Source organism: Rhodanobacter aciditrophus (genome assembly GCF_042679525.1).
Taxonomy (GTDB): Bacteria; Pseudomonadota; Gammaproteobacteria; order Pseudomonadales; family Marinomonadaceae; genus Marinomonas; species Marinomonas aciditrophus.
In genome coordinates, this window is the sequence record NZ_JBHTMN010000006.1 from 48375 (window position 1) to 71290 (window position 22916).

Annotated in this window: 20 protein-coding genes; 9 read left to right on the forward strand and 11 right to left on the reverse strand. The window is 48.5% G+C overall.

Annotated elements, in window-relative coordinates:
• Positions 1–11: 11 nt before the first annotated feature.
• The 10 genes from ACFQ45_RS04985 to ACFQ45_RS05030 form a co-directional block, all read right to left on the reverse strand.
• Complete coding sequence (locus tag ACFQ45_RS04985) at positions 12–3875, reverse strand: hybrid sensor histidine kinase/response regulator (protein WP_377365880.1); 3864 nt, start codon at positions 3873–3875, stop codon at positions 12–14.
• On the reverse strand, positions 3868–5097 hold the full coding sequence (locus ACFQ45_RS04990; RefSeq protein WP_377365881.1) for an ABC transporter substrate-binding protein: 1230 nt from the start codon (positions 5095–5097) through the stop codon (positions 3868–3870). The genes ACFQ45_RS04985 and ACFQ45_RS04990 overlap by 8 nt, the downstream gene beginning before the upstream one ends.
• A gap of 267 nt (positions 5098–5364) precedes the next feature.
• Positions 5365–6288 (reverse strand): 5-oxoprolinase subunit C family protein, encoded by a 924-nt coding sequence (locus ACFQ45_RS04995; protein ID WP_377365882.1) that lies wholly within the window; start codon positions 6286–6288, stop codon positions 5365–5367.
• Entirely contained in the window at positions 6278–7003 is a 726-nt protein-coding gene (gene pxpB / locus ACFQ45_RS05000; RefSeq protein ID WP_377365883.1) for a 5-oxoprolinase subunit PxpB, read from the reverse strand. Before pxpB ends, ACFQ45_RS04995 begins: the two co-directional genes overlap by 11 nt.
• Complete coding sequence (locus ACFQ45_RS05005; protein ID WP_377365884.1) at positions 7000–7743, reverse strand: 5-oxoprolinase subunit PxpA; 744 nt, start codon at positions 7741–7743, stop codon at positions 7000–7002. Before ACFQ45_RS05005 ends, pxpB begins: the two co-directional genes overlap by 4 nt.
• 12 nt (positions 7744–7755) lie before the next feature.
• Entirely contained in the window at positions 7756–9063 is a 1308-nt protein-coding gene (locus tag ACFQ45_RS05010; RefSeq protein ID WP_377365885.1) for a TRAP transporter large permease, read from the reverse strand.
• A 3-nt stretch (positions 9064–9066) separates the two neighbouring features.
• Entirely contained in the window at positions 9067–9582 is a 516-nt protein-coding gene (locus ACFQ45_RS05015) for a TRAP transporter small permease (protein WP_377365886.1), read from the reverse strand.
• A 71-nt stretch (positions 9583–9653) separates the two neighbouring features.
• Positions 9654–10616, reverse strand: a complete 963-nt coding sequence (locus ACFQ45_RS05020; protein WP_377365887.1) for a TRAP transporter substrate-binding protein — start codon at positions 10614–10616, stop codon at positions 9654–9656.
• Between the two features lie 97 nt (positions 10617–10713).
• Complete coding sequence (locus tag ACFQ45_RS05025) at positions 10714–11514, reverse strand: putative hydro-lyase (protein WP_377365888.1); 801 nt, start codon at positions 11512–11514, stop codon at positions 10714–10716.
• A gap of 105 nt (positions 11515–11619) precedes the next feature.
• Positions 11620–12522: a LysR family transcriptional regulator gene (locus ACFQ45_RS05030; RefSeq protein WP_377365889.1), complete on the reverse strand. Its 903-nt coding sequence runs from the start codon at positions 12520–12522 to the stop codon at positions 11620–11622.
• 189 nt (positions 12523–12711) lie between these two features.
• On the opposite strand from ACFQ45_RS05030, the gene ACFQ45_RS05035 reads away from it, so the two are divergent.
• The 9 genes from ACFQ45_RS05035 (at position 12712) to ACFQ45_RS05075 (ending at position 20336) form a co-directional block, all read left to right on the forward strand.
• The gene (locus tag ACFQ45_RS05035) at positions 12712–13293 is read left to right on the forward strand and encodes a DUF502 domain-containing protein (protein ID WP_377365890.1); all 582 of its coding nucleotides are present in this window, start codon (positions 12712–12714) and stop codon (positions 13291–13293) included.
• Entirely contained in the window at positions 13290–13634 is a 345-nt protein-coding gene (locus tag ACFQ45_RS05040; RefSeq protein ID WP_377365891.1) for a hypothetical protein, read from the forward strand. Before ACFQ45_RS05035 ends, ACFQ45_RS05040 begins: the two co-directional genes overlap by 4 nt.
• Positions 13635–13826: 192 nt before the next feature.
• On the forward strand, positions 13827–15128 hold the full coding sequence (gene ugpB, locus ACFQ45_RS05045) for a sn-glycerol-3-phosphate ABC transporter substrate-binding protein UgpB (protein WP_377365892.1): 1302 nt from the start codon (positions 13827–13829) through the stop codon (positions 15126–15128).
• An 84-nt stretch (positions 15129–15212) separates the two neighbouring features.
• The gene (gene ugpA, locus ACFQ45_RS05050) at positions 15213–16088 is read left to right on the forward strand and encodes a sn-glycerol-3-phosphate ABC transporter permease UgpA (RefSeq protein WP_377365893.1); all 876 of its coding nucleotides are present in this window, start codon (positions 15213–15215) and stop codon (positions 16086–16088) included.
• A complete protein-coding gene (gene ugpE, locus ACFQ45_RS05055; RefSeq protein WP_377365894.1) occupies positions 16088–16930 on the forward strand; it encodes a sn-glycerol-3-phosphate ABC transporter permease UgpE in 843 nt (280 codons plus the stop codon). Before ugpA ends, ugpE begins: the two co-directional genes overlap by 1 nt.
• A 1-nt stretch (position 16931) precedes the next feature.
• Complete coding sequence (locus ACFQ45_RS05060; protein ID WP_377365895.1) at positions 16932–18011, forward strand: sn-glycerol-3-phosphate import ATP-binding protein UgpC; 1080 nt, start codon at positions 16932–16934, stop codon at positions 18009–18011.
• Complete coding sequence (locus ACFQ45_RS05065) at positions 18002–18736, forward strand: glycerophosphoryl diester phosphodiesterase (RefSeq protein WP_377365896.1); 735 nt, start codon at positions 18002–18004, stop codon at positions 18734–18736. Before ACFQ45_RS05060 ends, ACFQ45_RS05065 begins: the two co-directional genes overlap by 10 nt.
• Positions 18733–19512, forward strand: coding sequence for a DeoR/GlpR family DNA-binding transcription regulator (locus tag ACFQ45_RS05070; RefSeq protein ID WP_377365897.1), 780 nt, complete (start codon positions 18733–18735; stop codon positions 19510–19512). Before ACFQ45_RS05065 ends, ACFQ45_RS05070 begins: the two co-directional genes overlap by 4 nt.
• A complete protein-coding gene (locus tag ACFQ45_RS05075) occupies positions 19512–20336 on the forward strand; it encodes an HAD-IIB family hydrolase (RefSeq protein ID WP_377365898.1) in 825 nt (274 codons plus the stop codon). The genes ACFQ45_RS05070 and ACFQ45_RS05075 overlap by 1 nt, the downstream gene beginning before the upstream one ends.
• 75 nt (positions 20337–20411) lie before the next feature.
• Here the strand turns inward: ACFQ45_RS05075 and ACFQ45_RS05080 are convergent, their stop codons facing one another.
• The gene (locus ACFQ45_RS05080) at positions 20412–22859 is read right to left on the reverse strand and encodes a penicillin-binding protein 1A (protein ID WP_377365899.1); all 2448 of its coding nucleotides are present in this window, start codon (positions 22857–22859) and stop codon (positions 20412–20414) included.
• Positions 22860–22916 lie beyond the last annotated feature (57 nt).

A 22916-nucleotide genomic window follows, 5' to 3' on the forward strand; every position in this document is an offset into this window, starting at 1 on the left:
GCCCTTATAAATCAGTTATCGTTCACCAAAGCTTTGAGCGATTCTAGATGCTCTGCGGCCTTATCAAAGTCGAACATGTTGACCGCCTGATCGATATTCTTCAGTTCGGCTTTTTTCTCTGGCGTATCAAAATAGGGTTGTATGTCGAGTAATACGTCCCGAGTTTCCAATAGGTTCTGTTCTATATAGGAGGAAAGCTTCTCTAGTGCTTGACGCTGTTCTTCTGGAGTCACTGGAGTGACTTCTTCATTTACCTCTTCTTGCTGTTGAGCGGACCAAGTTGCCAGTGCGGAAAGTACTTCTGTCAGCTCCTTCTCTAATGCCTCGAGAATGTAAGCGTGACCAGATTGTTCACTCATGGCGGTTTCCATTTCGGCTGCGAGGCTTGCTAGTCTCTGAATGCCTAATGTTCCGGCGGTACTCTTTAATGTATGGGCTAATCGCTCAGCATTGTCAAAGTCTTCTTTCTCTATGGTGTGTTTAATGGTGGCAATAAAGCCCTCTTGGCTATCATAGAATCGCTTGAGCAATCGTACATATAGGGCTTCGGTGCGGGTATGTTGTAGGCCGAGTTCAGTGTCAATTTGCTCTATATCGGGCAAGCTTTGTGGTGTGCTTTGCTCTGGCTTGGCCTGCGCCTCAGTTGTGATATCGGCTGTTGGCTTGATAGAGGTGTTGGGGAGCCATTTTGAAATGGTGGCAAACATTTCCTCCACTTGAATGGGTTTGGCGATGTGGTCGTTCATGCCAGCTTCCAGTGCGCGTTCTACATCTTCTTTGATGACATTAGCAGTCATGGCGATGATAGGTAACTTGGCAAATTTTGGCACTCTGCGAAGCTCTTCTGTGGCTTGGTAGCCATCCATTACCGGCATTTGACAGTCCATTAGCACCAAGTCAAAAGGTTCGAACGCTAAGATATCGAGGGCTTGTTGACCGTCTTCAGCAATCGATAGCTCGATTCCTACTTGAGAAAGTAACTCTTCAGCGAGCTCTCTGTTAATCTCATTATCCTCCACTAGAAGGATACGAGTGCCAGTTAACTCTGGGTGTAGGGCATGCTCTTCGATGATTTCTTCATTTTCTTCCAGAGTAAACCCTTCAATGCCATAGGTTCTTGCGACCGTGTCATATAAGCTGGAGATGGTGATGGGCTTGGTTAAGTAGCCCGATACTTGAGTCCCTTTGGCGGCCTTTTTTACATGCTCTAGACCATGGGCTGTCACCATGATTAAAGTCGGTGGCGTCTCTTCTGGAGCGAATTCTTTGAGAATGCGCTGACAGGTTTCCACCCCATCCACTTCAGGCATTTTCCAGTCCACCAAAATCAGCTCATAGTCGCCGCCTTTGCCTCTTATTGCTTGCAGCATCTCGAGGGCCTGTTCACCGCTGTTGGCGGTGTCACAGGACAAGCCCATGGATTCGATATTAGACTGAAGCACTTCCCGTGCGCTGTCGTTGTCATCCACAACCAGTACTTTGGAGATCTGGATGCTGTCTGAAAGGCTGGTTTCCGAAAGAAGTCCTGCCTCTGACCGGCCAAAGCGCACTGTGAAGTGGAATTCGCTGCCTTGTTCTTCCTCACTTTTCACCCAGATACTGCCGCCCATTAACTCTGTAAGTTGTTTAGAGATGGCAAGGCCCAGTCCGGTGCCGCCAAAGCGGCGTGTGGTAGAGGTGTCTGCTTGAGAGAAGGATTGGAACAGGTTGCGTTGCTGTTCTTCGCTGATACCAATCCCAGTGTCCTTGATGGTGAACTGCACGACGATCTCATCAGCAGAGTGTGTGAAGTGACGTGCTTTGATGATCACTTCCCCTTCTTGGGTGAACTTCACGGCATTGTTACCAAGGTTTAACAGAATCTGGCGTAGACGAGTCGGATCACCTGTGACCATTTTGGGCAAATGAGGGTCAATGTCGAAAATGAGTTCGATGTCTTGCTCTTCCGTTTTTAGACTGAGCAGGTTGGCCACTTCGTCCAGCACGTCTTGGATATTGAAGGAGACTTGCTCGATGCTGACTTTGCCCGCTTCGATTTTGGAGAAATCTAAGATGTCATTAATGATGCCAAGTAATGACTCTGCGGAGTTTCGGACTTTTTGGATGTAGTTCCGTTGTTTGCGATTTAGGTCGGACTGCAGCGCTAAGTATGACATGCCAATAATAGAGTTCATCGGCGTGCGGATTTCATGGCTCATGTTAGCAAGGAAGTCGCTTTTCGCACGGCTAGCGTTTTCAGCCACTTCTTTGGCAGCTTTCAGCTCTTTAGTTTGCTCGGCAATGTCTTCTTCTAGCTGCTCTTTATAAGATTGCAGTGAGCGCTGGGCATTGTGCTTTTCAGTAATGTCTCGCCAAGTGCAGATGATTGCTGGTTTATCATCGTAGGTAATCGCGATCATAGTGATATCAGCATACAGCAAGGCGCCATCGAAGCGACGGAAAATCCACTCGCCACGGTAGTGGCCTTTTTGAATCACGATGTTGTAGATCTCTTCCAGTTGTTTTGGCGCATTTTGGCCATTCATTTGAGAGAAAGAGGACAAATCCAACACGGATGTTTGCATCAGGTCATCTTTAGATGGGTAATGCAACACTAGGGTGGTCGCGTCGTTACAGTCAACAATGGACTCGTTCACTATAATCCATGCAGGGTCTGGGGACGCATCGAACATGGAACGGAAACGGTCTTCACTGTTTATCAAGTTGGCGAGCTGACGTTTTACCCCTTTGGTGACCACCCAAGCCAAGATGCTTAAAATGGCAATGGTAATGGCACTGATTGAGATAATAGTGCTGTTTACCCGTGTAAGCTGCTCTTCGATTTCTTGTTCCTGCTCGGAGGATTTGGTTTGCACAATGTCGCCAATTTGATCCAGAAGACGTGGCAGTGGCGAGAAGATCGCTTGAAACTCACGGTTTAAGGCTACCCGCTGGGTTTCGATCTTGAGTTGGGCGAAGCGCTCGTTAAACAGCCCCCCTTCTCCTAAATTCATGGTCTGAGTATCACGGCTAAAGCTGGAGTCTGTGCCAAATAAAATGTCGTTGAGTTCCGCGATAAGGCGTTGGAAGCTTTGGGCGCTCGATGGATACTCTTCTTGGGCTTGATTAATGACATACTGCAACCGATCGATAGATGGCACGAGCTGGTTTTCCAATAAATCGATCAGCTCTTCGTTACGGGAAGCATTAATCGCAAGGTTGATCGCTACCTCTAAGATGGCGATATCCTCGGTGGTGGTACTTAATGAGGAGTTCAATGAAGCCAAACGTAAGTCTAGATACTCTTCCGACAGCAACCTCTTTTCAGAGTTATCATCGGTGTTTTCATAAGTGTACAAAAGGCGGCTTTCTTTCAGACGGTTACGTCCGTTTAAAGCAGTCAGCAGAGTTTTTAAAGCACTCACTTTTAAGAGGGCTTTCTGGGCGAGATCGTCTTCTTCCTGTATGGCCTCGAACTGGGTTTTTCTTTCGAACCAGTCGTTGATTTTGTAAGTGACCTGCTCGATTTGGTTACCACGGGTTTTAAGTACCACGCCCAATACCGTAGTGCTGGTATTTTTCGGAGCTGCCGCTCGTAGTGTCGTCACAGCATCCGAGAAGCGGCTGAAGTTGCTCACATCCTGATACATCATGTTAGTCCCGCCATACAAGGCTTGGCGCAATCGACTTTGCTGTGCGGGGATGATCTCACGCAGCTCTGATGCGGCAGTCAGCATGGAAGTTTGCTGCATCCGTATGTCTGCTTGCTGTTGGCGCAAATCCGACAAGGTGCTGGATAAAATGATGGCACCAATGAGTGAGGAAAACACGGCAAATATTGCCAGTGTCCAAACCAATGGCGACACTGAAACGTGTTTACGGTGGCTGCTAGTCATAGTCATGGCCCTCCGAATTGGCCAAGTCTGCTGATTCGTTGTTATATAGTAGTTCACTATTTTGTGAGACGTCTTGAACCTGTCCCCCCGAGATCAACCTTAACCAGATGGTCTTGTGGTTAGGGGTATCGGTGGATTGTAGAGCGAGTTTAAACCCAGCGCCTAAATCAAAACTGCCAACTCGATTCATGCTCACAGAGAGGGACTTGCTGGTTGGAATATGTTCCCTATGAAACTCGCTAAGTATCAAGCCTAAAATACGTGCTGAGATGTACCCCTCTAGTTTCAAGTTAGTGGGGGTGTCTTCGGGCATAAAATTCGCACTGTCTGTAAGAAACTCTTTAATTAAGGGTAGATAGTTGTGGGACAGTGGTGGTGTGGATTGGGTAAACAGAATCATGGCTTTTGTGTGCTGAGTACGATCCGCCAATGCGCCAATTCCTGCCGCGGACAGTGTCGCGTAAAGAGGTGAAATGTCCATTTCGTCGAGAATGGAAATGAGTTGGCTCGCTACTTCATAGGTGCCAATGATAAATACTATCTTGGGCAGTTTCTTGTGTGAAAGTATGTCTGCTGCCGCATGTTCGGCAAAGGGAGAGTTGCGAGCGTAACGTATTTGCAAGGCTTGTTCTGGGTGTTTGATGCCATGGTACTTTAGGGCATTCAAGAGACTGTTTAATCCCGATTCACCATAGGCGTCTTTTTGTGCCAGTATGGCGATATCTTCAGAGTGAATGTTTAGGTTTTCGACGAGCTTTTCTACCAATAGGAAGACTTCGTCTTCGTAGCTTGCTCGTACGTTAAAAATGGTGCCTTTGGCTCGTTCACTGTATAGGTATTTTGCTCCGGTTAAGGGGGCAATCAGAGGCACGTTGTAGTGTTTGAGCAGGGGTAACGTGGCTACCGCTGTGGGGGTGCCGACACTGCCAAGCATGGCCTTAATATCGTATTCTTCTACCAGTGCGGTAATGGCTTCAGCAGTTCGAGCGGGTTCGTAGCTGTCATTCATCGGTACAAGCGTGACATCATAATTCAGAGATTTGTGGGCGTTAATGTGCATTAACCCTAGCTCTATTCCGCGAGAAATCTCTTCTCCTAAATAGGCGTTTGGCCCATCAAATGGACCAGTGAAACCAACGCGCATAGGTTCAGCATGGCCCAATACAGGTAGGGTCATCCAAACCGCAATCAGCGCCATCAATTGGCTCACTCGCTTTATCATAGGGTACTGCTTCCCGTAAAAATCAGAACGTGTATTAAGTCTTTAAGCCGTAAGACCAATCCTAAAAAACAGATTGAGATTGGGCTTAAGGGCATTCGTATACGGTAGAGTATGCATAGAAGGCCGAGATTATTCGTTATAGTTTAGAAGATGTTTGTGTAATACAGGGGAGGGGTTGTGTGATGTTCTGTAAAAATAGAGGGTGGAAGCGGGCTCAACTTCGCTTAGTTGAGCCCTTTCGGGAAGAGGCTAGGCGTCAGACTGAGGCTATCGCCATTGGGCGATACGAGCCATTTGCAGTAACCGCTCCCGCTCTGCTTGATCAACGGAAACGCAATGGAAGCCTATGATATCTCCGGGTTTTTTCTGTGCTAACAGCCCTCCACCAAAGGCTGTGACGCAGCCTATTTTGGGATAGCCTCCAATGGTTTGACGGTCCCGTAATAGCACAATCGGTTGGCCGTCATTAGGGATCTGAATGGCACCATAAGCGATGCCTTCTGAGATGATGCCTTTTTTGTCGCCACCAATGGCTCGTCCATTCATACGATAGCCCATACGGTCACTGTCGGGGGTGACTTTGAAATCACTGCCAAAAAAGTGTGCCCGATCGAGTCCCGAAAAGGTTTTGAATTGATAGCCCATAACCACGGGAATGTCGGGGTTATCATAGTTAGGGATGGCTAAGCGCGGCACAATTCGCTGCACATGGTCATCGGTCCCAGTGAAAGGCAATTTGTCACCTTTCTCAAGTTTTTTGCCCTTACCGGATAATCCCCCCAGTTGCTCCCGCATCACAGTGGAGACACTGCCGAGAACTGGCTCAACTTGGAAGCCACCCTTGACGGCTAAATAAGCACGTAAGCCGTGGTTCGGTTGTTGGAATGACAGCACATCCCCTTTTTTAATCGGGTAGGTTTGCCATGGCAAAATAGGCTTGTCGTTCAACTGAGCCCCAAGGTCTGCGCCTGTGATAGCGATGCTGGTATTGGCTTGGGCTTCTAAGGTCAGCATACCAAAGGTGATTTCAATCTGCGGTGCGTTGTCGGCGTTGTCTAAGAGAGCATTGGCCCAGCGGAACGCTAATTCGTCCATTGGGCCTCCAGAGGTGACCCCTAGGTGCTGATAGCCGTGGCGACCAAGGTCTTGGATAAGTGCCAACATGCCGGGCTTTACAACATTAAAAGCCATCTAATTTGCCTCCTTGTGCGAGGAATTCTTCACGGGAGATCGGTGTGAAACGCACGGTGTCGCCAGCTTCGATCAAGGCTAGACTTTCACTGCCCCAATCAACCAATTGTAAAGGCGTGCGGCCGATGATTTGCCAGCCACCTGGGGTCACGCTTGGGTACACAGCGGTTTGCTGTTCTGCGATGGCGACACTTCCAAGGGGCACTTTTAGTCTTGGGGTAGTTTTACGCGGGATATGCAGTGCTTTGGGGGTGTTCCCCAAGAAGGCAAACCCCGGTGTAAAGCCAATCGCATAGGCACGGTAGGCGGTTTCAGAATGCTGTTGAATCACTTGATCAACACTCATCTGGCAGTGTTGCGCCACGTCCTCAATATCGGGCCCCACCTCGGAGCCGTAATACACAGGAATAACCACTTCACGGGCATCCCGAGCTTGGGCTTCGTTGGGATCTAGGTTATCGATGACTTGAGCGATCTGATGGCAAATTTTAAAACGGTCAAAATGATCCGTATCAAATACTACCAACAGGGTAGTGTAAGAAGGGATCAGGTCTAGGATGCCTTCAATACAGCGCAGTTTCTTTGTAACCAAGCCAATCCGGTCCGACACTTCATTGCTGATGGTGTCTGAAAAAGTCAGCAAGCAAGCATGATCGCTGACCATTTCAATGGCCGTATCCATGGCTTGTGGTAACGGGTGTTGGTGACTGCTCATGATGCGTTTGACCCGTTGACCACTGCGCGGATGCGTTTTACCGCTTCAACGGCGTGGGCACCATCACCATGGACACAAATAGTGTCCGCATGGACTTCCAGCGATGCACCGGATTCTGTAGTGAGCTTTCCTGTATTGCTGAGCTCAAGCACCTGCTGTTCAATGCGCTCAAAGGAGCTGTGTACGGCATTGGATTGCTTCCGTGGCGTCAGACGCCCTTCGTCTGTATAGAGACGATCGGAAAAGGCTTCGAACCACAGTGTCAGTTGGTATTTTTGCGCCAAAGCTTTCACTTCCTCGGCTTCTGGCACCGCCATGACCATAAGTACCAATGAGCTGTCCAGCTCGCTCACAGCCTGCATTACGGTTTCAAGTACCGCGAAATTGCTCATCATGGTGTTGTACAAGGCACCATGGGGTTTTACATAGGTGACATGAGTGCCATGGGTGGCACAAATACCCTGTAACGCGCCAATCTGATACTGGATCAGGGCTTTTAACTCAGCAGGTGCCACATCCATATTACGACGACCAAAGCCGACTAAATCTGGGTAAGCGGGGTGGGCACCTATCGTAACGCCATGTTTGGCAGCCAGTGCCACGGTTTTGCTCATGGTGAGTGGGTCTGATGCATGAAAGCCACAGGCAATGTTAGCCTGGTCAACGAAGGGCATGATTTGCTCGTCTAAGCCCATGGTCCATGCGCCAAATGCTTCGCCCATATCACAGTTTAATTTCATGATTCTCTCCAATTAGCGTTGCGACATCGTAGTGGGTAGGTAGGTCACGATTTCTGGGAATAACGTGACTAAGCCAATTGCCACAGCAATCAATAAGAAGAACGGCAGTGCCGCACGTGCTACGTACAGGATGTTTTTGCCAGTGAGTGCTTGGATAACAAATAAATTGAAACCTACCGGAGGGGTGATCTGTGACATTTCCACCACCAACACGATGAAGATACCGAACCAAAGTAGATCGATCCCAGCGGCTTCTACCATGGGCAATACCACGGCAACGGTTAGCACCACCACGGAAATACCATCGAGGAAACAACCCAGCACCACAAATAAGACGGTTAGGTATAGGATCAACTCCATCGGGGATAGGTTTAAGCTACCGATCCATACAGCCAACTCTTTAGGAATGCCTAAGAAGCCCATGGCAAGGGTAAGAAAGTGAGCGCCGATCAAGATGAAGGTGATCATACAAGAGCTTTTAACGGCTCCCATGATGCTTTCCATAAAGCTACTGGTAGACAAGGAGCCCGTCATGGCTGCAATCACTAGGGCACCTGTAACACCTAACGCCGCGGCTTCCGTTGGTGTGGTAATGCCGCCATAAATAGAGCCCAATACAAAACCGATCAATCCCACCACAGGCAGCAATTGTTTAAGGGCTTTAATACGTTTACTCCAGCTAGTGTGCTCAGAGGTTTGCTGAGGCAGTTCGTCTTTGCGCAACATCCCCCAAATCATGGTGTAACCCATGAATAGGCATACCAATAGTAAGCCAGGCAGTGCCCCTGCAATGAACAAACGAGCAATGGACACTTCTGCGGCCACCCCGTAAACGATCAAGATGATCGACGGTGGGATTAACAGCCCTAAGGTCCCCGAGCCAGCAAGGGTGCCGATGGCCATGCGCTCGCTGTAACCTTGGCGCTTAAGCTCAGGTAAGGTCATACGACCAATGGTGGCTGCTGTGGCAGCAGAGGAGCCAGACACTGCAGCGAAGATGCCACAGCTTAAAATATTCACGTGTAGCAGTTTTCCAGGCACACCGCCTAACCAAGGGGACAAGCCTTTAAATAAATCCTCTGACAGACGTGTACGGAAGAGGATCTCACCCATCCAAATAAACAGAGGTAATGCAGTCAGGGACCAAGCGGTACCTGCTCCCCATGAGGAGGTGGAAAATAACAGACCAATCTGCATGTTGCCGGACATGACTAGGCCTAAGCCACCGATGAAAATGAGGGTAAAAGATACCCAAACACCGAAGGCCAACATGGCGATCATGGCAACGGCGAGAACAATTGAAATTAACGTAAGATCCATGGCTTATTCCTCGAAAGACAATTCGTCTTCATGCTTCATGTAGTTCGGGGTTTTCCCGCGTAAAGAACCCACCCAGGCATCCAGTACCGCAAGCACCAGTGCAAGGGCGCCAATCGCCACGGGTAATTGAGGAATCCAAAGAGGAACAGGGATGTAGCCATAGGACACTTCTTCATAAATGTAGGACTCATACACCATGTAACAGCTGGCGTAGGCGATGAATGCTGTTAAAGCTAAGGCCAGCGTGAGGATGATGGCTTCTTGGACCTTTCGACTGCCGATGGATAAACGCTGAATTACCAGCGTCACGCGGATATGGCCGCCTTCATTGAAGGTGTAAGCCAAACCAAAGAAGGTGGAAGCGGCTAAGGCAAAGCCAGCAAAATCTTCGGCGGAAGGCACAATAAAGCCAAACAAGCGGCCCAGGATTTGTGCTAACAAAAGCAATGTAATGGCTAGGATGCAGATACCAGAAAGCCAGCCTGACAAGCGATAGCAGGAGTCTTTGAAGTTTTTCATGGTGTTCTCTTCTTTTAGGAATGTCTCCCCAATCATAGCTGATTGGGGAGAGCAGAGGTCTAACAGAGGGATTACTTATTGTAGGCGTCTAGGATTGCGCCGACTGCTTCTGGATCTTCCGCTTTCCATTCAGCAATCATGGTTTCACCGATTGCTTGAAGCTCACCGACCAATTTGTCAGATGGGTCGCTTACGTTCATGCCGTTTTCGACCAGTTTTGCTTTGTCACTTGCAGCGCGGTCGGCAACCCCTTCCCAAGCTTTGGCTTCAGCGTGGGCTGCGGCGGTCATGATGGCCTCTTGAGTGGACTTGTCTAAACGACGGAAAGCACGCTTGTTAACCACGATGATGTTTTTTGGAATCCAAGCTTTCACATCTGTGTAGTAGTTCACATAGTCCCAAGCTTGAGAATCCACCCCTGTAGAGGGGGACGTTAGCATGGCTTGGATGATGCCAGTGCTGAATGCCTGAGGAATGTCAGGTACTTGGATTGTCGTTGGGGTAGTGCCCATTAAATCTGCTAGGCGAGAAGTAGATGGGCTGTAAGCACGCATCTTAGAACCTTCCAAATCAGCCAACTCATTTACCGGCATCTTGGTGTACAAGCTCTGAGCTGGCCAAGCGACCGCGTAAAGCAGTGTCATGCCGCCTTTATCAAGCTGGGCCGCTACCGCAGGCTTCGCTGCTTCCCAAAGCTTCTTAGCGTCTTCAAAAGACGTGGCTAGGAAGGGAATGTTGTCGTGTTTGTACACTGGGTGTTCGTTGCCCAAAATGCCTAGGAATACTTCCCCTAGCTGTACTTGGCCGCTTTTTACTGCACGTGGGATTTCTGTGTGTTTAACCAAGGAGCCACCGGAGTGAACGGTGATGTCTAGATCGCCACCTGTGGCTTCTTTGATTTCTTCTGCGAAACCGTAAGCGATTTGTGTCGGCAAGTTGCCGTCGCCGTATGGGGTTGGCATGTGCCATTGCGCCGCCATTGCAGAAGTTGAAAGTAGACTACCGAACATCAAAGCTGTGCTGAGTTTTTTCATCGTTCCTGTCCTTTAAATGCGAAGGGTTAGTTTTTGTTGTGATTATGGTTATTAAAAAACCACGGCCTATAGGGATAGACCGTGGAAAATCAGATACTTACATAATTGCGAGGTCAGTATCTAAAATGTCGGTCACCAGCATTTTGCCTGGGGCATGGGTGATACAAATTGGGGGTTTCGCGTTACGGATGGCCAGTTGTGGTGTGACGCCACAGGCCCAGAAAACTGGCACTTCCCCATCTTTAATGGTTACAGGGTCGCCAAATTCAGGTTTGTTTAAATCTTTAATGCCGATGGTTGCTGGGTCACCAAAATGCAGTGGTGCGCCATGGGCTTTAGGGAAACGAGTCGTGATCTGGATTGCACGGATGGCATCTTTGGGCACATAAGGACGCATAGTGACGACAGTGTTGCCATGGAAGCGTCCAGCAGGCTTGGTTGGAATGTTGGTTTCGAACATGGAAACGTTCACGTCTTGCTCGATGTTACGAGGCGTGAGTCCCGCCTGAGATAGGGCATTTTCAAATGAAAAGGAACAGCCTAGGACAAACGCTACCATGTCTTCTTGCCAAAGATCTTCAATATCAGAGCGGCTTTCGACCATTTCACCGTTGCGGTAGACATAGTACTCAGGAATGTCATGACGCATGTCGATGTCTTCCCCTAGCATTGGCATGCGGAAATCGCCGACCGCTGACACGCCGATTAAAGGGCAAGGCACAGGGTTGTTCTGACAAAACATCAAAAACTCATTGGCGTACTCGGCAGGTAAAATCACCACGTTCCCTTGCATGGCACCTGTGGCGAGACCACTGGTTGGACCAGTATGCTCTTTGTTGCGGATGGCCTGACGAAGAGCAGCCGTTTGTTGCAATAATGTGTTGGGTATATGCGCCATGCCGTTTTCCTAATTCTTATCACAGTTGGTATGAATTAAGAGTAGATTTTAACGGCATGAAAAGTCTAATCGTGTTTTTTTGCTATTTTTGATCAATTTTTTTTATCAAGCTATAGATTGCTCGTATTCATGGGCGATTTTTACGGCGATTTGCGCCGCCACATCCGCCATGGGGTTAAAGGGCTCGTCAGAGTACGAGGCAGTGAAACGCAGCTCGCTAGGGGTCCAGATGGTGCGAATTCGCTTCAATGTGCCCTCTGCAATGTCTTGCTCAATCATCACGTCTGGCATGGTGGCCACGCCAACCCCATCCAGTGCTAAAGAGCGGCAAGCAGACAGGGAGGTAGAGGCAAAAAAGTGGGCTGGTGGTCCCTCTATTTCACGAAATTTATGGGTGACTTCCGCGTAGGGCTTGCTGTTTCGGGCGTAGGAAATAATCGGCCATGGGGTCAGTTCTTCTAAATACAGAAGACGATCAGGCAGGCCTAAACTCGGGCTGGCAGCCCAAGACAAAGAGAAAGTACACAGCTCTCGGTTAACAATATTAGGCTCGTTGATCGGCCCCATTAACAATCCCAAATCCAAAGAACGATCCTTGATACCTGCAGTCAATGTGGGCGTCACTTCAACGGTCAGTTCCACATCTAGATTGGGCATTTCTCGATGCAGTTGCGCTAGAAACCGTGATAGCCAAGTGTGGGCGATGGTTTCAGAAACGCCAATACGAATCACCCCAGAGTAGGCGCTGGAGCTTTCCGCGCGTTTTCGTAATTGCTCTGACTGGTACAGGATTTTTTCTGCGTAGGGTAATAGATCCTTGCCTTTGGCTGTCAGGGAGATGGGGGCAGATCCCACTTCACGCTCAAATAATTTCACTCCTAGCTCGGATTCTAATGCTGAGATCCGTGCAGAAATGGCTGGTTGGGTGGTGTACATGCGTTCTGCGGCTTTACGGAAGCTGCCTAGGCTGGCGACCCACACGAAGGTTTCTAAGCGTTTGTGATTCACTGTGTTGTCTCTCCTGTTACTTGCGTCAGATTAAAGTACCAATAGGTCGGATCACAAGCTTTCATGTCAGGGTTTTGCAACAAGAAGAATTGCTGGGGCTTCCTTGATCCTTGACGAAAGATTTCATCCGTATCTGTATCTATGCTGGTACGGCTTTTGTATGCTCTAGGGGACTTTCAGGAGAAAGATATGAATCGACTTATAGCATTGATCTTAAAAGGCTTAGTGGCCGTGTTGCCGATTGGTTTGACGGTGTACTTGTTGTTTTGGCTACTCTCGACTGCTGAGGCCCTCGCCAAGCCATTGGTATTGTTGGTTTGGCCAAGTGATTACTATTTTCCCGGTTTAGGTTTGGTCACCAGTTTGCTGTTACTGGCCGTGATTGGTTTGATTGTGAACCTATATGGGGTGCGCTACCTGATGAAGGTAAGCCAACGTCTGTTTGAACGTATTCCCTTAGTAAAGTCCATTTATGGCGCCATCTGCGACATGATGACAGTCTTTAACTTGTCGAAGAAAACCGACATGCAAAGTGTGGTGTCTTTGGAGATTCAAGGCATGCAGCTGATTGGTTTTGTCACTGGGGCTGACATGGGTAAACGCTTGTTTGGAGAAAGTGATTTGGTAGGTGTTTATTTGCCATTGAGCTATCAAATTGGGGGCATGACAGTGTATGTTTCACGGGACAAATTAACCCCTCTTGATATCACGATGGAAGAGGGTATGCGTATTGCTGTAACGGGAGGCGTGCAATCCACGAAATCGGAATGATGCAATTAGAAGACATCGCTAAATTATTAGAAGAAAAGGGTTACCCCGCAAAATTAAAAACCTTTCCCCGCCGGATTTATGTGGGATCTTTGGGCTCTTTCTACGGGGTGACCATAGTGCAGAATGCTCAAACTGGTGCTCTAAGAGTCTCTTATCAGCCACTTATTTTATTAGTGGGTGGGGCATTGCTGGTGTACAGCTTTGTGGTGAGTTATGGCAACGACAACATGTTGTCGGCATTAATCGGCATCACGGGGGCGTCTGTATTTGCTAACTTTTTTAAATCCCGTGTGAAAAAGCAGGAGATCGTGGAGATTCTGAAAGAGTCAGGCGCGCTCTAGCTCGACCCTTTATTTCTTATCTGTGGCCATCTTTCTGTATGGCCTTTTTTGTTTCAAATGAAACTATAAATTTTCATTTGAAAATTAACTATCATCAAAATGAAACATTTTCCCCGTACATTGACCCGCGTTTGATGCATTTTTGAGCGTTTCATCTTTATCTTTTTCAAAATAAAACGAGGGTAACTAACCATGCGCAATTTAGCTTTGGTTTCTATGGCGGTCGGTTTAGCAGTTTCAAGTTCTACTTTTGCAGCAACGCAAGTGGAGTGGTGGCATGCCATGGGTGGCGCCAATGGTGAGAAAGTGGAGGAGATTGCAAAAGCCTTCAATGACTCCCAAGACGCCTACGAAGTAAAACCTGTTTACAAAGGCAACTACACAGAGACCATGACCTCTGCCATTGCTGCTTTCCGTGCGAAGCAACAACCAGCGATTGTTCAGGTGTTTGAAGTCGGGACAGCGAGCATGATGGCGGCTGAAGGTGCCATCTACCCAGTGTACAAACTGATGCGTGAAAACGGTCAATCTTTCCGTCAAGACGGCTTCTTGTCTGCGGTAACAGGTTATTACTCTACAGAAAGCGGCGATATGTTATCTATGCCGTTTAACAGCTCGACGCCAGTGCTTTACTACAACAAAGAGTTGTTCGCTAAAGCAGGTATTAAAAAAGCTCCGACCACTTGGAAAGAAATGGGCGAAGTCTCCCAGAAGCTACTAGACAGTGGCGTATCTTGTGGTTTTACAACGGCTTGGCAGTCTTGGACTCAGCTAGAAAACTACAGTGCTCGCCAAGATCTTCCGTTCGCTTCTGAAGCGAATGGCTTTGGTGGTGTAAACACTCGTTTGCAGTTCAACGGTGACAACCAAGTGGCGCACATTCAACAATTGAGTGACTGGCACAAGAGCGGCATTTTCAGCTATGGCGGTCGCCGTAGCGATGCGGCACCTAAGTTCTACAGCCAAGAGTGTGGCATGTACATGGACTCTTCTGCGGGCTACGCAGGTATGAAGCGTAACGCGAAATTTGACTTCGGTGTTAGCCAGTTGCCCTACGATGATAAGGTCATCGACACGCCTAAAAACAGCATCATCGGTGGCGCTTCACTTTGGGTGTTACAAGGTAAATCGGATGCAGAATACCGTGGTGTGGCGTCTTTCCTAAGCTTCCTATCCCGTGCTGAAGTTCAAGCGGATTGGCACCAGTTCTCTGGTTACCTGCCTATCACCCAAGCGGCCTATGAACTAACAGAAGGTCAAGGCTTCTACGCAGCGAACCCAGGAACAGATGTGGCGGTTATGCAGATGTCTTCAGGCACGCCAACGGCGAACTCTAAAGGTTTACGCCTAGGTAACTTTGTTCAAATTCGCGACATCATCAACGAAGAGCTAGAAGCCGTTTGGGCGGGTAAAAAGACCGCTAAGCAGGCGTTGGATACGGCTGTGAAACGTGGTGATGCCTTGCTAGCTCGATTCGAGAAAGCGAATAAATAACATCACTTCCTCATGGTGAGGTGCCTCCTTCTTCGGGAGGAGGCTTTTTTTGTGATGTAAAAGCGTGTTTGGATGAGCCTAGATATGTCGGTGTATTTCCCCCATAAGCAGCTACCCTATTTGTTGCTGCTGCCTCAGCTGTTAGTAACAGCGATTTTCTTCTTATGGCCTGCGGGCCAAGCGGTTGAGCAAGCGTTTTATCAAGAAGACGCTTTTGGCTTAAGTCGTGATTTTGTTGGCTTAGATAATTTTTCTGAGCTGTTAACCAGTCCTGAATATTACGCGTCTTTGAAGACCACTCTGGTGTTCAGTTTTTCCGTCGCATTTTTGGGAATTGCTGTGGCCCTTTGGTTGGCAGTGATGGCCGACCGAGTGATCCGTGGCAAGTTGGTGTATCAGACTTTATTGGTATGGCCCTACGCAGTAGCTCCGGCGCTGGCAGGGGTACTTTGGTGGATTCTGTTTGATCCAAGTATGGGGCCAGTGGCCCTATGGTTAGAGTATGTAGGTGTTGATTGGAATCACTTTTTAAATGGCAATCAGGCGATGATTTTGGTTGTGATTTCAGCGACTTGGAAACAGATCAGCTATAACTTCTTATTCTTTTTAGCGGGCTTGCAGGCCATTCCTCGCTCCTTGATTGAAGCCGCCGCCATCGACGGTGCGAGCCCTTTCAAACGTTTTTGGGACATTGTCTTTCCATTACTGTCGCCCACCACATTTTTCCTATTAGTGGTGAACCTAGTGTATGCGTTTTTTGAGACCTTTGGGGTGATCGATGCCACGACCCAAGGGGGGCCAGGGCAAAGCACGACGACCATGGTCTATAAGGTCTACAACGACGGTTTTGTAGGCCTAGATCTAGGGAGCTCGGCGGCCCAATCGGTGATTTTGATGGTGATCGTCGGGTTAATGACGATCGTGCAGTTTCGCTACATTGAACGTAAGGTGCAGTACTAATGATTGAAAATCGTCCTTGGATGGCTGTTTTTAGTCATGCCATTTTAATCTTTGGTGTCTTTATTGTGGCCTTACCGGTTTGGGTGGCCTTGGTGGCGTCGACTCATCCAGCGAGTGCTTTTGGCTCTGGGCATATTCCCATGTGGTTTGGACAGGAAGGGTTCGCCAACTGGCAAATGCTGTTAGTGGGATCAGACGGTCAGTCCAGTCAATTGCTGAAGATGCTGATGAACTCTTTGATCATGGCTTTGGGGATTACCTTTGGCAAGATCGCCATCTCCTTGATGTCCGCTTATGCCATTGTATTTTTCCGTTTCCCTTTTCGTGGTTTGGCGTTTTGGATCATCTTTTTTACTTTGATGCTGCCCGTTGAAGTGCGCATCGTGCCCACCTATGAAGTGATCGCTAATCTCAACCTATTAAACAGCTACACAGGTTTAACTCTGCCTCTTATTGCCAGTGCCACGGCGACTTTTTTGTTTCGCCAGTGTTTTATGAGTATGCCAGGGGAGCTGGTGGAAGCGGCACGTATCGATGGGGCAGGCCCCATTCGATTTTTCTTCGATATCTTGCTGCCTATGTCGCGCACGAATATCGCTGCCTTGTTCGTGATCCTCTTTATTTATGGTTGGAACCAATATTTATGGCCTTTGATCGTCACCACAGATGATGCCTATTACACCTTGGTCATGAGTGTGAAACGCATGCTGTCCGTGTCGGAAGGGGATATTCAGTGGAACCAAGTGATGGTGTCTACCTTGTTAGCCATGATTCCACCAGTGATGGTGGTGATTGCAATGCAGAAATTATTTGTTAAAGGCTTGGTGGACGCGGAGAAATAAGATGTCAGATTTAGTATTAGAAAATATTGGTAAAACCTACGCCAACGGCTACCAAGCCATTCCGAGCATCGACCTTACTATTGAAGAAGGGGAGTTTATCGTCTTGGTTGGGCCTTCTGGCTGTGGCAAGTCTACTTTGTTACGCATGGTGGCAGGCCTTGAGAGCATCTCCCAAGGGACATTGTCGATTAAAGGGAATGAGGTGAACAACAAGGAGCCTGCGGAGCGAGACATCGCCATGGTCTTCCAAAACTACGCCCTCTATCCCCATATGTCGGTGTACGACAATATGGCCTACGGTTTAAAGAATCGTGGGGAGTCCAAAGCTGAAATCAAAACCAAGGTGAATGCTGTGGCGCAGATGCTTGGTCTGGAAGAACTTCTAGTGCGTAAGCCCGGTCAGTTATCTGGTGGTCAGCGCCAGCGCGTGGCCATGGGGCGCGCCATGGTACGTGATCCACAGGTGTTTTTGTTTGATGAACCCTTGTCCAATCTGGATGCAAAACTACGTGTGCAAATGCGAGTGGAAATCCGTGAATTGCAGCGCAAATTGGGGACTACCACCCTGTATGTGACCCATGATCAGGTAGAAGCCATGACTCTAGCGGATCGCTTAGTGGTATTGAACAAAGGCCATGCGGAGCAGATCGGCACACCGATGGAACTTTATGAGCGCCCAGCGACGATTTTTGTGGCGGAGTTCATTGGTTCCCCCGCTATGAATCTTATCCCCGCTCGGGTGGAAAACGGCCAAATGATGTTAGATGTGGACAACACACTGGCTTGTCCACAGATTGCCGATGGCAATTTTGTCTGGGGGATTCGCCCAGAGCATGTGCAGATCACGACCCCGGAGCAAGCGGATCTCATGTTTACCGTTAAAGCAGTGGAAGCCCTAGGGGCAGAAACCCTGATCCATGGAAGCATTTTAGGGAGCGCAAATCGCCAATCTTTTGTAGTACGATTATCAGGCAATCATACATTCAAATGCGGCGACCAGTTAGCTCTGAGCGTCCCTGAGTCGGCATGGCATGTGTTTGATTCCCATACACAACAGAGAGTGAACGCGTCATGCAATTGAGTAAAGTTATGGGGCATCGTGGTGCGGCCTTATTGGCACCAGAAAATACCTTGGCTTCTATCCGCGCTGCGGCAGAAACCGGTGTGAAATGGGTTGAAATTGACGTCTATCCGATTGCCCAAGGTGGATTGATCATTTTCCATGATCATTCTTTAGAGCGCTGTACAAATGGCTCAGGCCTGACCTTGGATGCTAATTTAGAGGCGATACTGTCACTGGATGCAGGGGCCTGGTTTGGCGTGCAACATACAGGTGAAAAAGTCCCTACCTTGGAGCAAGCCATTGCTTGTATTCAAGAATTAGGGATGGGACTAAATCTTGAAATTAAGTACGAAGGCACGGATGTGGAAGCGATTGTGCCGCCGATCCTTGCGGTACTGGCCGAGCATTGGCAAGACAATGACAAGTTGATGATCTCTAGCTTCAATTATCCTGCCTTGGAGATTTGCTATGCCATGAATAAGCAGCTTCATTTGGCTTATCTTGTGGAAGATGTGCCTGATGACTGGTTGCTAAAATTGGCTGCAATTGAGGCGTATAGCTTGAATTGCTATTACCTCCCTTTGACGGAACAACAAGCCCGTGCGGTGAAAGCGGCAGGCTATAAGTTGCTGTGTTATACGGCCAATGAAGCGCGCCTAGTGGAGCACCATTGGGATTGGGGGATGGATGCGGTGATTACCGATGATCCAAGGCAATTTATGCACCTGGAGGCTCAATCTTGAGTCTAAATGAACGTCAGCAACACATTCTAAACTGGGTTCAGCAGTGTGATCTGCTTCGAGTGGAGGACATTGTTGAACGTTTTGGGGTGTCTTCCCAAACCATTCGTAAAGACTTGAACCAACTGGCGGAACGGCATCTTGTCCGTCGCCAGCATGGTGGCGTTGCCCCGGTGTCTACTGCGGAAAATCTCCCTTTTGCTAATCGCCAGTTCATGAACAGTGAGGCGAAACAGGCTATCGCCGCGGGGGTAGCAGAGCACATTCCTAATGGGGCCTCGGTGTTTTTAGGGATCGGCACCACGGTGGAGTTTGTTGCGAAAGCCCTGTTGCAGCACCAAGACCTTCAGGTGTTTACCAATAATTTAACAGTGGCCACTATTTTTGCTCAAAACCCGAGTGCCACTGTTCGGGTCACGGCGGGACGTATGCGTCACCGTCACTGTGATTTGGTGGGTACAGAAGCCCTCGAAAGCATGCGCAAGTACGTTTTTGATTACGGCGTACTGGGATGCGGAGGTCTCCATGAAATCTATGGGATTTTGGATTTTGATCCTGATGAAGCCAATGTCAGCCGAACTCTAGTAGAGCAAAGTCGTCACGTGTTGTTAGTCGCGGATCAACACAAGTGGGGACGTAAGGCCAGTGCTCGGGTGGCGGAGTTGAATGCCGCTGAAACGCTCTTTACCGATGCGATTCCCCCTAATTTGATGACCTATCTCACCCAAGAAGGCGTCAAGGTAGAAATATGTCAGCCCCAAGCATCTAAGGAAGGTTAATGAGTTCTGTTGCCAATAATGGGGTGTCCATGCCTCAGCCTATTGCAGGGTTAACCACTGCATGTCTTAAGAACATAGGGTTTGTGCTAACGGATTTTGATGACACCCTGACCCTAGAAGGTAAGCTTCCGGACCAAACACTGAGTGCCTTGTATCGTTTGCAAGAGGCGGGTATCCATGTGATTCCTGTTACCGGTGGCTGTGCTGGTTGGTCCGATATGATGACTCGTATTCTGCCTGTTTCTGGTGTGATCACAGAAGGAGGCGGGGTGTTTATGACGCGCAGTTCGGGCTCAGTAAACTACCAGTATTTCCACGATGAAGCCTCTATGCGGGTAGAGCAGGCGGCCATATTGACCATGGTAGAACCAAGGTTAAAACGCTTTGAAGCCCTACGTCTTACCAAGGATCAAGCTTATCGTTTGACGGATGTGGCCATTGATTATGCCCAAGATGTTCAGCCTCCAGCAGAGCAAGAAAAAGAGATGCTGTTAGCAGAGTTACGGTCCTTAGGGTTGAATGCGAAGGCCTCTTCAATCCATATAAATATCTGCCAAAAGGGCGTCGATAAATATGCCATGGCAAACAAGATATTGAGCGAAAAGTATGGACTTTCGCCTGAGCAACAAAAGGTTAACGTTCTGTATGTGGGGGACGCACCCAACGATGAGAGTATGTTTGCTCAGTTCCCCATCAGTGTCGGGGTGGCTAATATTGCTCCCCATTTGCCTGTTTTGACACACAAGCCTGCCTATATTACCCAAGGAAAGGGCGGATTAGGGTTTGCGGAGTTAGCCGAAATTCTGCTTGATGCCCAAAATTAAGCCTTTAAATCAAAAAAGCCCCATCCTTCAGTGAAGGATGGGGCTTTTTATTAACTATTTTGTACGAAAACGCCTTTAAAACAAGTTCTCAAGGGCGTTTTCAGTACGGGTTTCTTGTTCCCCTGAATCCCTAATGCCTGTGCTCTCGGAGATGGGGGCTGCAATACTGCGTTGCGCAGGCACATGTTCCTTACGGAAAATCTCGAAAATGGCATCTTTTTGGCCCGGTAGCGCTCGCTCACCTGTGAGCGGATCAATACGGACTGTTACCAAGGAAGAAGGTTTGTCGATATAGCTCTTTGGTAACTCTGCCAGGGCTGGGCGCATATAGTTGATCCAAGTAGGCAAGGAAGCAGATCCCCCCCACTCTCCTCGGCCAAGAGGAGACATATCGTCAAACCCTGTCCAGACAGATGTCACGATATCGCCGTTATAGCCAGAGAACCAAGCATCTCGACCATCGTTGGTGGTACCCGTCTTACCCGCAATGTCGTCACGATTGAGCACTCGCGCCCGACGGCCAGTCCCCTTGGTGATCACATCACGCATGATGTCATAGATGATGTAGCTGATTTCTGGGTCTAAAACCCTTGGTGCGACGGGTAAGCTTTCAAAGCCGCTTAGGGTATTGAATAGCCCCATTTGCTGTTCGTCAGGGGTGCTCTTTTCAAGCAAAGTACAGGTCTTACACACGGTAGTTGGATTCGCTTGGAAGATGATGTTGCCGTAACGATCTTCTACGCGGTCGATGAGATAAGGTTGAACTTTAAAGCCGCCGTTGGAAAACACACTGTAACCCGATGCGATCTGTAAAGGGGATAAGTTGGCGCTGCCCAAAGATAAAGATAAGTTGCGTGGAAGTTCGTTGGGATCAAAGCCAAAGTTCTTTAAAAACTCCAATGTTGAGCTTATTCCCATTTGGTCGAGTAAACGAACCGATACGATGTTTTGAGAGCGGTATAAGGCTTGGCGTAATCGTGTAGGGCCGTAGAACTTACCACCATCATTTGTCGGTCGCCAAGCTTGTGCAAGATTTGTGTCGTGGAATACCACAGGGGCATCATTGATGACCGTTGCTGCCGTATACCCTTGGTTAAGTGCCGCAGAATAAATAAAGGGCTTAAAGTTGGAGCCAGGCTGGCGTTTAGACTGAGTGACTCGGTTAAACTTGTTACTAAAGTAATTGAAGCCGCCTACTAAGGACTCAATAGCGCCATCTTTGCTGTCTAATGACACTAGAGCACTTTGTACCGCAGGAGTCTGTGCTAGGCGCCATACGGTATCAGAGTCCGGACGCAGTTGGATAACATCACCAACGACGAGCACATCCCCCACCGTTTCAGGTTTTTTCCCCCTAGAGTCAGCGCTAAGGTAAGGGGCTGCCCAATTGATAGCATCCCATGGTAGTTCGAATTGCTCACCATTTTCTAATCGGACCAGTGCTGTCGTATCACTGACTTCTAGAACCAGAGCCATCACCCAAGAGGGGACATTGCTGTGCTCTTTTAAGGCCTCCTGCTGGTCTTCTACCGATTCCTCCACTAGCTCGGTACGAGTCTCTATTGTGCCACGGTAACCGTGGCGCTCGTCATAGGACAGTACGCCATCATAAATTGCCTTATTGGCGTCTTTTTGGCGCTTGGAGTTGATGGTGGTGTAGACCACTAGCCCTTCTGAATACAGGGCTTCACCATAGGTTTCGTATAGCTCAGAGCGAACCATTTCAGCCACATAGTTGGCGTCAACATCAGGCTGGATGCCATAGTTCTTCGCTGTAATAGGGGATTCCACTGCGGCCTGATAAGACTCTTTATCAATCATATCTAATGACAGCATGCGCTGTAGGATCCAGTTGCGACGAATTAATGCGCGAGAAGGGTTTACTACAGGATTAAAGCGAGAAGGCGCTTTAGGTAGCCCTGCAATCATGGCATATTGGGCCAAATCTAATTCGCTTAATGACTTGCCATAATAAACTTGTGCAGCGGCTTCAAAACCGTAAGCGCGTTTACCTAGGTAAATCTTATTCATGTAAAGCTCGAGGATCTCGTGTTTGCTGAGCTGCTGCTCCATCTTGAGCGAGATGAATATTTCAGTAAATTTGCGGGTAAAGGTTTGTTCAAACGATAGGAAGTAATTACGGGCGACCTGCATGGTGATAGTACTGCCGCCGCCTTGGATTTCACCGGTGGAAACCAACTGATAGACAGCGCGCAATAGCCCCATAATGTCCACCCCAGGGTGATGGTAGAAATTGCTGTCTTCTGCTGCTAATACGGCGTTTTCAAGATCCTTCGGAATGTCATCATAGCTAAGAGGGGTACGTCGTTGCTCACCATATTCGCCAACCAGCTGCTCATCACGAGTGTATATACGTAACGGGATTTTAAGCTCAATGGCTTTCATCTCTTCGACGGTGGGAATGCGATCTTTTACGTGCTGATAGACCCCGTAAGTGATGCCTCCTGCGGCAATGACTCCGACAATGAAGAGTACTACTAATATTTTAAATGTCTTGGCCATGATGGGTCGCTGGTTGATTTGTGTGCGGGCATTATACCTAAGTTGTCACTGCATTCG

Coding starts and splice junctions, on each gene's coding strand:
- ACFQ45_RS04985 (WP_377365880.1), bottom strand. CDS start 3,875: ATGACTAGCAGCCACCGTAAACACGTTTCAGTGTCGCCATTGGTTTGG.
- ACFQ45_RS04990 (WP_377365881.1), bottom strand. CDS start 5,097: ATGATAAAGCGAGTGAGCCAATTGATGGCGCTGATTGCGGTTTGGATG.
- ACFQ45_RS04995 (WP_377365882.1), bottom strand. CDS start 6,288: ATGGCTTTTAATGTTGTAAAGCCCGGCATGTTGGCACTTATCCAAGAC.
- pxpB (WP_377365883.1), bottom strand. CDS start 7,003: ATGAGCAGTCACCAACACCCGTTACCACAAGCCATGGATACGGCCATT.
- ACFQ45_RS05005 (WP_377365884.1), bottom strand. CDS start 7,743: ATGAAATTAAACTGTGATATGGGCGAAGCATTTGGCGCATGGACCATG.
- ACFQ45_RS05010 (WP_377365885.1), bottom strand. CDS start 9,063: ATGGATCTTACGTTAATTTCAATTGTTCTCGCCGTTGCCATGATCGCC.
- ACFQ45_RS05015 (WP_377365886.1), bottom strand. CDS start 9,582: ATGAAAAACTTCAAAGACTCCTGCTATCGCTTGTCAGGCTGGCTTTCT.
- ACFQ45_RS05020 (WP_377365887.1), bottom strand. CDS start 10,616: ATGAAAAAACTCAGCACAGCTTTGATGTTCGGTAGTCTACTTTCAACT.
- ACFQ45_RS05025 (WP_377365888.1), bottom strand. CDS start 11,514: ATGGCGCATATACCCAACACATTATTGCAACAAACGGCTGCTCTTCGT.
- ACFQ45_RS05035 (WP_377365890.1), top strand. CDS start 12,712: ATGAATCGACTTATAGCATTGATCTTAAAAGGCTTAGTGGCCGTGTTG.
- ACFQ45_RS05040 (WP_377365891.1), top strand. CDS start 13,290: ATGATGCAATTAGAAGACATCGCTAAATTATTAGAAGAAAAGGGTTAC.
- ugpB (WP_377365892.1), top strand. CDS start 13,827: ATGCGCAATTTAGCTTTGGTTTCTATGGCGGTCGGTTTAGCAGTTTCA.
- ugpA (WP_377365893.1), top strand. CDS start 15,213: ATGTCGGTGTATTTCCCCCATAAGCAGCTACCCTATTTGTTGCTGCTG.
- ugpE (WP_377365894.1), top strand. CDS start 16,088: ATGATTGAAAATCGTCCTTGGATGGCTGTTTTTAGTCATGCCATTTTA.
- ACFQ45_RS05060 (WP_377365895.1), top strand. CDS start 16,932: ATGTCAGATTTAGTATTAGAAAATATTGGTAAAACCTACGCCAACGGC.
- ACFQ45_RS05065 (WP_377365896.1), top strand. CDS start 18,002: ATGCAATTGAGTAAAGTTATGGGGCATCGTGGTGCGGCCTTATTGGCA.
- ACFQ45_RS05075 (WP_377365898.1), top strand. CDS start 19,512: ATGAGTTCTGTTGCCAATAATGGGGTGTCCATGCCTCAGCCTATTGCA.
- ACFQ45_RS05080 (WP_377365899.1), bottom strand. CDS start 22,859: ATGGCCAAGACATTTAAAATATTAGTAGTACTCTTCATTGTCGGAGTC.